This window comes from Bradyrhizobium sp. (assembly GCF_049581145.1).
Taxonomy (GTDB): domain Bacteria; phylum Pseudomonadota; class Alphaproteobacteria; order Rhizobiales; family Xanthobacteraceae; genus Bradyrhizobium.
The window spans coordinates 1-8,290 of the sequence record NZ_JBAURI010000456.1; the positions used below are offsets into that span (position 1 = coordinate 1).

The 8,290-nt window shown below is 62.2% G+C and carries 16 protein-coding genes and 3 pseudogenes; 13 read left to right on the plus strand and 6 right to left on the minus strand.

The window, feature by feature from the left end; all coding sequences use genetic code 11:
* The 10 genes and pseudogenes from WCB02_RS14750 to WCB02_RS14795 form a co-directional block, all read left to right on the plus strand.
* Nucleotides 1–275, plus strand: a pseudogene (locus WCB02_RS14750) (4Fe4S-binding leucine-rich repeat protein); the annotation flags it as partial.
* Complete coding sequence (locus WCB02_RS14755; protein WP_423958967.1) at nt 272–592, plus strand: nitrogen fixation protein NifZ; 321 nt, start codon at nt 272–274, stop codon at nt 590–592. The pseudogene WCB02_RS14750 and the gene WCB02_RS14755, both read left to right, overlap by 4 nt.
* Entirely contained in the window at nt 589–828 is a 240-nt protein-coding gene (locus tag WCB02_RS14760) for a nitrogen fixation protein NifZ (protein ID WP_423958968.1), read from the plus strand. Before WCB02_RS14755 ends, WCB02_RS14760 begins: the two co-directional genes overlap by 4 nt.
* Nucleotides 829–841: 13 nt before the next feature.
* Nucleotides 842–1,201, plus strand: a complete 360-nt coding sequence (locus tag WCB02_RS14765) for a hypothetical protein (protein ID WP_423958969.1) — start codon at nt 842–844, stop codon at nt 1,199–1,201.
* Between the two features lie 70 nt (nt 1,202–1,271).
* Entirely contained in the window at nt 1,272–1,538 is a 267-nt protein-coding gene (locus tag WCB02_RS14770) for a DUF6129 family protein (protein WP_423958971.1), read from the plus strand.
* Entirely contained in the window at nt 1,538–2,740 is a 1,203-nt protein-coding gene (locus WCB02_RS14775) for a DegT/DnrJ/EryC1/StrS family aminotransferase (RefSeq protein WP_423958973.1), read from the plus strand. Before WCB02_RS14770 ends, WCB02_RS14775 begins: the two co-directional genes overlap by 1 nt.
* 45 nt (nt 2,741–2,785) lie before the next feature.
* A complete protein-coding gene (locus tag WCB02_RS14780) occupies nt 2,786–3,094 on the plus strand; it encodes a 2Fe-2S iron-sulfur cluster-binding protein (RefSeq protein ID WP_423958975.1) in 309 nt (102 codons plus the stop codon).
* Nucleotides 3,095–3,104: 10 nt separating this feature from the next.
* The gene (locus tag WCB02_RS14785; RefSeq protein ID WP_423958977.1) at nt 3,105–3,329 is read left to right on the plus strand and encodes a hypothetical protein; all 225 of its coding nucleotides are present in this window, start codon (nt 3,105–3,107) and stop codon (nt 3,327–3,329) included.
* A gap of 43 nt (nt 3,330–3,372) precedes the next feature.
* Nucleotides 3,373–3,822 carry a Rieske (2Fe-2S) protein gene (locus tag WCB02_RS14790; RefSeq protein WP_423958979.1) on the plus strand — a complete coding sequence of 150 codons (450 nt, stop codon included), beginning with the start codon at nt 3,373–3,375 and terminating at the stop codon, nt 3,820–3,822.
* An 8-nt stretch (nt 3,823–3,830) separates the two neighbouring features.
* On the plus strand, nt 3,831–4,259 hold the full coding sequence (locus WCB02_RS14795) for a group II truncated hemoglobin (protein ID WP_423958980.1): 429 nt from the start codon (nt 3,831–3,833) through the stop codon (nt 4,257–4,259).
* Between the two features lie 36 nt (nt 4,260–4,295).
* Here the strand turns inward: WCB02_RS14795 and WCB02_RS14800 are convergent, their stop codons facing one another.
* From WCB02_RS14800 to WCB02_RS14815, 4 genes and pseudogenes are all read right to left on the minus strand, one after another.
* Nucleotides 4,296–4,541, minus strand: a complete 246-nt coding sequence (locus WCB02_RS14800; RefSeq protein ID WP_423958983.1) for a hypothetical protein — start codon at nt 4,539–4,541, stop codon at nt 4,296–4,298.
* 29 nt (nt 4,542–4,570) lie between these two features.
* Nucleotides 4,571–5,341 carry a dienelactone hydrolase family protein gene (locus tag WCB02_RS14805; RefSeq protein ID WP_423958985.1) on the minus strand — a complete coding sequence of 257 codons (771 nt, stop codon included), beginning with the start codon at nt 5,339–5,341 and terminating at the stop codon, nt 4,571–4,573.
* Between the two features lie 45 nt (nt 5,342–5,386).
* Nucleotides 5,387–5,749: an iron-sulfur cluster assembly protein gene (locus WCB02_RS14810; protein ID WP_423958987.1), complete on the minus strand. Its 363-nt coding sequence runs from the start codon at nt 5,747–5,749 to the stop codon at nt 5,387–5,389.
* Between the two features lie 115 nt (nt 5,750–5,864).
* Nucleotides 5,865–6,335 (minus strand): annotated as a pseudogene (locus tag WCB02_RS14815) (hypothetical protein); the annotation flags it as partial.
* 314 nt (nt 6,336–6,649) lie between these two features.
* Between WCB02_RS14815 and WCB02_RS14820 the strand changes: the two are divergent.
* Genes WCB02_RS14820 through WCB02_RS14830 form a run of 3 tightly spaced genes read left to right on the plus strand, consistent with a single transcriptional unit; the run spans nt 6,650 to nt 7,612 of the window.
* The gene (locus tag WCB02_RS14820; RefSeq protein WP_423958988.1) at nt 6,650–6,883 is read left to right on the plus strand and encodes a BolA family protein; all 234 of its coding nucleotides are present in this window, start codon (nt 6,650–6,652) and stop codon (nt 6,881–6,883) included.
* A 46-nt stretch (nt 6,884–6,929) separates the two neighbouring features.
* Entirely contained in the window at nt 6,930–7,265 is a 336-nt protein-coding gene (gene grxD / locus WCB02_RS14825) for a Grx4 family monothiol glutaredoxin (RefSeq protein WP_423958990.1), read from the plus strand.
* Complete coding sequence (locus WCB02_RS14830) at nt 7,262–7,612, plus strand: (2Fe-2S) ferredoxin domain-containing protein (RefSeq protein WP_423958991.1); 351 nt, start codon at nt 7,262–7,264, stop codon at nt 7,610–7,612. The genes grxD and WCB02_RS14830 overlap by 4 nt, the downstream gene beginning before the upstream one ends.
* Nucleotides 7,613–7,630: 18 nt before the next feature.
* Here WCB02_RS14830 and WCB02_RS14835 read toward each other — a convergent pair whose 3' ends face one another.
* Together WCB02_RS14835 and WCB02_RS14840 are read right to left on the minus strand one after the other, a co-directional pair.
* Nucleotides 7,631–8,044 carry an ArsC/Spx/MgsR family protein gene (locus WCB02_RS14835; RefSeq protein WP_423958992.1) on the minus strand — a complete coding sequence of 138 codons (414 nt, stop codon included), beginning with the start codon at nt 8,042–8,044 and terminating at the stop codon, nt 7,631–7,633.
* Nucleotides 8,045–8,053: 9 nt separating this feature from the next.
* Nucleotides 8,054–8,290: pseudogene (locus WCB02_RS14840) on the minus strand (hypothetical protein); the annotation flags it as partial.

The following is an 8,290-nucleotide window of genomic DNA, read 5'->3' on the forward strand; positions in this document are numbered from 1 at the left end:
GCGTCGTGGCGCGGCGCATTCCGGCGGACTGGCTGCTTGGCATGATCGGCGACCCGGATGCCACGGTGCGGCTGGAAATCGCGCGGCGCCTTTCGCGCGATCTGTTGGCGGTGCTGTACGAGGACCCGGACTGGCGGGTTCGCTACGAGGTGGCGAGCCGCATCGTCTTTGGCAAGCTTGGCGCCATGGCCAAGGACGAGGACCCGTTGGTCCGGGAGATGGTCCGCTCGCGGCTGGCGGAGCCATCCGAAGTGCCGATGGAGGGTCCGGCGTGAGCAACATCGTTCGGGACGGCGACGTGGTGGAGTTGTCCGCTCCGCCTTATTTCAGCTTCGGCGAGAAAGTGAAGGCGAAGCGCGCGATCCGCAATGACGGGACCTATGCGGGCAAGGAGATCGGTGAACTCCTCGCCAAGAAAGGCGAGATCGGTTACGTCGTCAGCATCGGCACTTTCCTGCAGCAGTTCTACATCTACGGTGTCGAATTTCTCGAAAGCGGCAATCGGGTCGGGATGAAGCGCAAGGAGCTCGAACCGGCCGTCGCGCGAGATGTCGAAGAAGATATTCCCTTGCCGGAGGCGCTCGTAAGATGATCGAACCCCGTATGCCGAAATATCAGTGGGGGCAGCGCGTAAAGGCTCTCGCCGACCTGCACAATGATGGCACGTATCCCGATGTCGCCACTGAGGCGCGTCTGGTCGCTATCGGCGATACCGGCGAAATCGTCCAGGTCGGAACCCATACCGAAGCCAATATGCCGATCTATCTCGTCGAGTTCGGTGAGCGGCTGGTCGTTGGCTGCCTCGAGGAAGAGATCAGCCCGCTTTAGGGGAGTATGAACTGTGAATGCCGCGGTTCTGAGAAGAGGGGTCGGAGGCCTGGCCGCCCACCCCAACGAGTTCGACCGCAAGCGCATCGAACGGGCGATCCGGTCGCGCAAACGCTACCGCTATGTCTCGCCGAGGGTGAAGACGGTCACGGGCGGATATCTGATCGAGAGCCCGTGCTGTTCGAGGAACATCGATCCCGAGGGTGGAACGATCGACGTCGCGCTGATCCATTACGACGCGCAGAGTGCGATCTGGCAATTGTTTCGCAAAGACCACGTCACCAAGGCGTGGGAGTTGCATAGTGTCCATCAACGGTTGGACGCCGTCACCAATGAGCTGAACGAGGATTCTGAACGGCTGTTCTGGCAATGAAGTTGCATACGAAACTGCAGATGGCGTTGCAGGAGACCTTTGAGCGAACAATCGAACACGGCAGGATGGCATGGCGCTAGGCACGGATGAGTTGACGGAGATCGAGATTTTGCTTTCCGCCGAAAGCGCGGAAGCAGATCCGTTTGCCGTTTTGCGCGGCCGGTTTCCACACCTGTCGTGGACACGGTGCGACGCGTCGGACGTGACGGAAACGCCGTTTCGAACCTACCAGGGGTTCGATCTGCATCTCGTGGACAAAGCGGATCATTGCGTGAAGATCACGAACGATCCGGCGTACGCAACCGGCATCATCCTGGCTGCAAAGGGAACAGTGTGATGACCGACGCAGCCCTGGTTGATGATGAGGAAGACGACCTTTCCGCGGTCGAGATGGATCAGTCCTTTATCCCGCTGTCCGATCCGGACATTACGGAAGCGGAGATCGAGGCTGTGGCGGCGACCCTGCGTTCGGCGCGGCTCTCCAGTGGGCCTGTCGTCGAGGCCTTTGAAGCCGCGTTTGCCAACTATCTCGGCCGCAAATATGCGATCGCGGTTCCCAGCGGTACTTTTGGACTTGTGCTGGCGCTGAAAGCCTGCGGGATCGGCCCGGGTGACGAGGTGATCGCCTCGCCCTATTCGTTCCGCGAGGCCACGCACGCCATCAGCATCGCCGGCGCCCACCCGGTGTTTGCGGATATCGACTACTGGGCCGGCACGCTGGCACCGGGCAAGGTCGAGGCCCGCATCACCCCGAAGACGCGGGCTATCGTTGCCAGCAACAATAACGGCCATCCGGCGCAGTGGTCCGAACTGCGGGACATCGCGACCAAACATGGCCTTCGACTATTGGAAGATTCGACCGAGGCGATCGGCTCGAAATACAAGGGCGCCTTGGTCGGCACCTTCGGCGACGTCGCCGTGTTCGATTTCTCTCAGCCGAGCGCTCTGACATGCGGCGAGGGTGGCATGGTCGTGACCGACGACATCGACATCGCAGTGGCGTTGCGGCGGAACCGGTCGCGTCGGCTGGATGAGCGTGCCTCCACCGTCGTGACCTCGACGCCGCCTTATCAGGCCGGCATCAGCGATCTGTCGGCGGCGCTAGGACTGGCGCAACTGCAGCGCCTCGAGGAGATCCTGGAGCGGCGCCGGCTGATTGAGCACTTCTATTACAAGCACGTGCAATCCTTCGAGGGCATCAAGGACCCCTATATCGGCGCCGATGTGACCGAGGTGAACTGGTTCCTCTATGTGGTGCATCTCGGGACGCGCTTTTCGCGTTCCAGCCGCGACGCCATCGTCGAGGACTTGCGCGTGGAGCAGGTGGAAGGCGCGGGCTACTGCAATCCTCTGCATCTGCAGCGGCACTATTTCGATCTCGGCTACCGCCGCGGCAATTTTCTGGTCACCGAGAAGGTCGCCGATCGTGCGGTGGCGTTGCCGTTTCACGTCCATCTCACCGAGGATCAGATCGCTTTCATCGTGGAAACGATGAAGGAGGCCTCGATCAATGTGGGCGCTGGCGCCGCGATCTACTGAACGCAAATGGACTAGAAGCAGAGCAAATCGAGAAAGGAATATCAGATGTCGACACTGACCATCATGCCGTCGGGCAAGACCATCGAGGTCGCGGAAGGTACAACTCTGCTGGCCGCGCTGCTCGGCGCGGAAATCGAGATCCCCCACAAATGCGAGGGGCAGGCCAAATGCGGTTCCTGTCATATCTTCGTGCAGGAGGGACGCAAGGGCCTCTCGAAGATCGCGCGCACCGAAAACGAGAAGCTCGATGCCATCGTCGGCGTCAGCTCCAAATCGCGGCTGGCCTGCCAGACGACGGTTCTGGGCACCGAGAACATCAAGATCGAGCTGCTCGGGTTCGGCTCGGGCTTATAAGGAGGCTGATGTGGATACGCAAAACGTCATCATCCATGCACGCTTCGCGCCGAACGGCACGGTGGTCGAAATCGGCGAGCGGCCGCAAGGGTTGACGCCGCAGGAATGGTTCGAGTTCCTCAGCACCAAGGCCGGAGACGCCTACCAGTCGCTCGCTGGCGGCCGCGGCGTATTTCGGCTGACCAGATCATCGGTCGATGCGTTGAAGCAGGAGACCACGGCGCCGGCGGCGTGAGCCGCCGCCGAGACCAGACTTTTTATGATACGAGCACGATGACATGGCGTCAGCACCGGTCGAAGTCTTTGCCGTTTGCTCGGCTAACGCTATCGAGCGAAGCGGCGCCAGGTCCTTCAGTCTGTCGCGCATCGACGAGAGCGGCGAAGCCCGGCCGTTCCCGATCGTTGTGGTGCGGAGCCACCGCGACGAGTATGTGGGCTATGTCAACAGCTGTCCGCATAGCGGCGTCTGGCTGAACATCGGCAGCGGTGATTTCTTCACCGCCGACCGGGCCTTCCTCCGATGCGGCCGGCACGGCGCGGCCTTCGAGATCGAGAGCGGTCTTTGCATCCAGGGTCCCTGTGAAGGGAAAAGCCTGCAGCCGATTGCGCTTGCCGTCGTCGATGGCGAAGTCTGCCTTTGCGGCGTCGACCTGGTCGAGGAAGCGCCTCCGAACCCGTTCGCTGATGACGCCGAGGAGACGATGGACATCATGATTCATCCGGAATAGGAAGCGCCATGACCGATACTGCAGTAACGATGTCGATGTTCGACCGGATCGGCGGTCCTGTCGCCGTCGATCGGCTGGTGGAGGCGTTCTATCACCGGATGGACACGCTGCCGGAAGCACGGCTGATCCGGGCCATGCACGCGGACGATCTCGGCCCGATCAAGCAGGTGCTCAAGCGCTATCTCGCCGAATGGACCGGAGGTCCAAGGCACTACTCGGCCGAAAAGGGCCATCCGCGGCTACGCCAACGCCATTTCGGCTTCAGCATCGGGCAGGCCGAGCGCGACGCCTGGCTGCTATGCATGCGCGGCGCCCTGCAGGAGACGATCGAGGATGAGGAGGCCCGGCAGGAGCTCGACGCCGCGCTGACCAAGCTCGCGGACTGGATGCGCAACCAGGCCGGCAACCCGCACGATGCCAAGGGCGGCCCTCACTGAGGCGCGGCACTCAGGCGGCCACTTGGGCCAGCGTTCTTAATCCGACAGCGGCAGGCCAAAAAACTCCTCATCGGCCCCGCCCCAGGCCTTGTGCAGGGCAAGGCCATTCCGCCACTTTCCGCTCTCCGCCTCGTTGGCGGTGCGATGGCTGATCTTGCCGTCGGGATTTTCGGCGAGCAGGTAGGTCTTGCCGTTGCGGATGAAGCGATTGAGATCCTTCGTGTCCGTCGGACGCACCACGCAGCGTGGAGCGTCGTCGATCAGAATGGTCGTCGGAAGCATGTCCTGGCTCTCCGTCGGTCGCGAGTTGATCAGTCCATCGGCGGGCCGAGGTCGTCGCCGCCGCTTTTTTTCTTCTTTTTCTTTTCGGCTTTCTGCTGGGCATAGATACCGGCATTCTTCAACAGGATCGGCGGCTGGCCTTCCACATATTGCGAGATCCAGGACAGCGTCCGGTCGAGCGCCTTCTCTGCGGCGTCTTCCTGATAGCCCTCGCGCCGGTCGCAGCTGAAGCCGTGGGCTGCACCCGGATAGGTGAAAGCGCTGACATCCGGACGATAGGCCCGGAACTGGGTGACCTGCTCCATCGGAATCGTCGAATCGTTCTCGCCGAAATGCAAGAGCGTCGGTACCTTGCGCTTCTCGCTATAGTTGTTGACAATGTCATTGCCGTAATATCCGACGACACAGGCAATCCCGCTGACCCGATTGGCGGAGGCGTAGGCGAGCTCGCCGCCCCAGCAGTAGCCGACGATCGCAACCTTGCCGGCGCTCTTGACCGCGTCGACCGCGACCTGGATGTCTCCGAGCAGCTGTTGCCTGTCGATCTGCTGCGTCATTGCCAAGCCATCCGAAATACCGCTCTCATCATAGGCGAGGTTGACGCCTGGCTTGACGCGGTCGAACAGCGACGGCGCAATCGCGACATAGCCCTTCGCGGCGAATGCGTCAGTGATCTTCTGGATATGCGAATCGATGCCGAAGATCTCTTGCAGGACGACGACGGCTCCCTTCGGCGTGTCGGCGGGATCGGCGCGATAAGCGGAAAACTGGTGTCCGTCAGTTGCCGTGAGTTCGATCATGATATCCTCAATTCTCTGAGCAACGAGCCGTTCTGGGCTCGCGGGTTACAACAGGCCAAGTTCGAGCTGGACATCTTCCGACATCCGCGAATTATCCCAGGGCGGATCGAAGACGAGGCGCACATCCACTTTGTCGATGCCACCGACATCGCTCACCGCCTTCTGCACCCAGTTCAGCATTTCGCCGGCGACCGGGCAGCCCGGGGCCGTCAGCGTCATGTCGATTTCAACGAGGCCTGCGGCCTTTGGCTCAATCCGATAGATCAGGCCGAGATCATAGACGTTGACGGGGATTTCGGGATCATAGACCGTGCGCAGCGCGGCGATGATGTTGGCGACCAGCGTGTCGCGTGCGGTGGAATCCGCGGTCGCCGGCTCAACCAGAGCGGTCTTTTCCTCAACTGACATTTCACCCGGTCTCCGTTGTGGCGAGCGTCGCCTGCGACGGCGGGGCCTGCTCCTGACATCCGTCGTGTGACCTCGAATGAGGTGCAAGGGCGATGCCATGCGGGCCAGACTCATCGACGCCGTCGGCCAGCGCTGCGACGACGGGCCAGCCGACTGCGCCGGTCGGATCGAGCTGCCGCAGGGTCGCGAGCAGCTCGCGCGCGTGTTGCGCGTTGTCTTTCCTGAGCTGAATGAAGGCGAGCGCCTTCAAGGTGTAGAGCGCAAACCGGCCGGCGCCCTCGGGCAGCGGCACCTGCGCTTGCCAGTTGCGCCAGTCGAGCTCCCATCCCGCCTGGCGCGCGGCTTCGTTCAGCCCGCGCTCGGCGATGTCTTGGGCCTGATCGAGGTTTCCCCGATAGGTGTGGATCTTGTAGAGGCAGAAATAGATCGGCAGCTCTGTCGGCGCGGCCGTCAGCGCCTGACGAAACAGCCCGTCCGCGGCGGCCGGGTCGCGCCGGTAAGCGGCGACGCCTTGCTGCAGCAGGGCGTCGATCTCTTCGGGGAGATCGCCGAAATTGATGGTGTCGTGTTCCGAGAAGACGGCCATTTCGATCGAACATCCTTTTGAGGGATACGAAGCAAGAGCCGGGCCGCGGGCAAAAGCGCGGCGCAAGCACGACGATCTCGATCGCTATTACCTCCCAGGGCGGTCATTCTGGTCCGGCACTGCGCTTGTGCCGTCACATCCGCAACATAGCGCCGAGGAACTGTCGGTAACCCGACATCGAACGTATTCGTGATCGCCATCAGCCGTTCCCGGAGGTGCGATTGCCGGCAAATCGACGGCAAAACGCGTGGCGGTCGCGCTAATCAGTTGGTTTGGACCTTGCATGGCGGGGCGGGCATCAGGAGCAATCGACAATGGCAATGGCCGGACCGGACATCGAAAATCTCATCAGGCAGGCGTTTCCGGACGCTCATGTGATCGTGACCGATCTCGCCGGAGACGGCGATCATTTCGGCGCCCGCGTCATTTCCAACGCGTTCGCCGGCAAGAGCCGGATCCAGCAGCATCAGATGGTCTACGCGGCCCTGCAGGGAAAAATGGGCGGCGACCTGCATGCGCTCGCGCTCGAAACCGCCGCGCCGAAATAAGGCAGTGGCGACTGCAGCACCGAAATTCAAACCAAGAGGCAGACAAATGAAAGATCAGACAGCGGACCGCATCAGGAAGCTTATTTCGAGCAGCGATGTCTTCCTGTTCATGAAGGGCGTGCCGGCCGCTCCGCAATGCGGATTTTCCGCGGCCGTCGTCAAGATCCTCGGTGGCCTCGCGGTGCCGTTCGAGAGCGCGGACGTATTGTCGGACCCGGAGGTGCGCGAAGGCATCAAGGAGTTTTCCAACTGGCCGACGATCCCGCAGCTCTATGTCAAGGGCGAGTTTGTCGGCGGCTGCGACATCGTGCGGGAGATGCATCAGGCCGGAGAGCTCACCGCGCTGCTGAATGACAAGGGAATTGCGGTGGCCGCGACATGAGCGAAAGCGCCGAGCCCGAATTCGAGCTTCCCAGGCTTTACAGGCATCACGCCTTCGCCTGCTACACCCAGCGTCCGCCGGGTCACCCGCGCGGCAGTTGCGGCGCCGCCGGCGCCCAGCCGTTGTGGGACCGGCTCGGCAAGGCCATCGAGACGGAGCGGCTGAGCGACATCGGCTTCACCGCCGCCGGTTGTCTCGGCTTTTGCTCGGCGGGTCCCTTGATGGTGGTCTATCCGGACGGCGTCTGGTATCGGCCGACCACGGCGCAGGACATCGACGAAATCGTCGAGCAGCATTTCAAGCAGGGCAAACGGGTCGACAGGCTCGTCATGGTGCTGACGCGCTAGGTTCGGTGCTGCGAGGCGTCAGCCCGGCGGACATTGCTTGCCGGTCTTCTCGCGGGAGCAACCCTCAAGATCGGACCCTGTGTTCTGGCCGAGCAGCGAAGTGACGGGTTCACGGTCGAAGCCGGCACAGCGTTCTCCGTTGGCCTCGATCAGAGGCCGCCGAATCAGAAGAGGCTCGTGCAGCATGAGCGCAAGCGCGGCCTCCGCCTCCATCGCAGCCGGATCGACTTCGCCGGACTTGACGCGTGGTGCCGCGGGATTGAACCAGGACTTGACCGGCGTGTCGCCAAAGAAACGGCGTAGCTCCGCGGCTGTCCAGGGTTCGGAAAGCAGGCTCTTGGCAATCACGGTGTGACCCGCAGCCTGAAGCGCCTGTAGCTGGCGCGCATTGGTCCGGCAGCCCGGCTTTTGATAGAACTGGATCGTTGCCAAGGCGTCACCTCATTTGAGAACGCTGAGCTGGACGATCGGTGCCGCCCCGCCGCGCCCGAGGATGGTGTCGACCTTCTTGCGGACGCCTTCCAGCGTCAGCGGCTTGACCACGGCACCATGCGCGCCGGCCTTGATGCCTTCGACCGCGACGGCTTCGTCGGCTTTGGCGCAGATGATCAGGATGCGAACGCCTGGAAATTTTGCCGTCAATTCGCCGACAAGCCCGACTCCCCTGTCCTTCAGGAA

Excerpts from the sequence above, each read along its gene's own strand:
- WCB02_RS14790 (WP_423958979.1), top strand. The coding sequence starts at position 3,373 with ATGGCGTCAGCACCGGTCGAAGTCTTTGCCGTTTGCTCGGCTAACGCT.
- grxD (WP_423958990.1), top strand. The coding sequence starts at position 6,930 with ATGAAAGATCAGACAGCGGACCGCATCAGGAAGCTTATTTCGAGCAGC.
- WCB02_RS14770 (WP_423958971.1), top strand. The coding sequence starts at position 1,272 with ATGGCGCTAGGCACGGATGAGTTGACGGAGATCGAGATTTTGCTTTCC.
- WCB02_RS14760 (WP_423958968.1), top strand. The coding sequence starts at position 589 with ATGATCGAACCCCGTATGCCGAAATATCAGTGGGGGCAGCGCGTAAAG.
- WCB02_RS14795 (WP_423958980.1), top strand. The coding sequence starts at position 3,831 with ATGACCGATACTGCAGTAACGATGTCGATGTTCGACCGGATCGGCGGT.
- WCB02_RS14800 (WP_423958983.1), bottom strand. The coding sequence starts at position 4,541 with ATGCTTCCGACGACCATTCTGATCGACGACGCTCCACGCTGCGTGGTG.
- WCB02_RS14810 (WP_423958987.1), bottom strand. The coding sequence starts at position 5,749 with ATGTCAGTTGAGGAAAAGACCGCTCTGGTTGAGCCGGCGACCGCGGAT.
- WCB02_RS14830 (WP_423958991.1), top strand. The coding sequence starts at position 7,262 with ATGAGCGAAAGCGCCGAGCCCGAATTCGAGCTTCCCAGGCTTTACAGG.
- WCB02_RS14775 (WP_423958973.1), top strand. The coding sequence starts at position 1,538 with ATGACCGACGCAGCCCTGGTTGATGATGAGGAAGACGACCTTTCCGCG.
- WCB02_RS14820 (WP_423958988.1), top strand. The coding sequence starts at position 6,650 with ATGGCAATGGCCGGACCGGACATCGAAAATCTCATCAGGCAGGCGTTT.
- WCB02_RS14780 (WP_423958975.1), top strand. The coding sequence starts at position 2,786 with ATGTCGACACTGACCATCATGCCGTCGGGCAAGACCATCGAGGTCGCG.
- WCB02_RS14805 (WP_423958985.1), bottom strand. The coding sequence starts at position 5,341 with ATGATCGAACTCACGGCAACTGACGGACACCAGTTTTCCGCTTATCGC.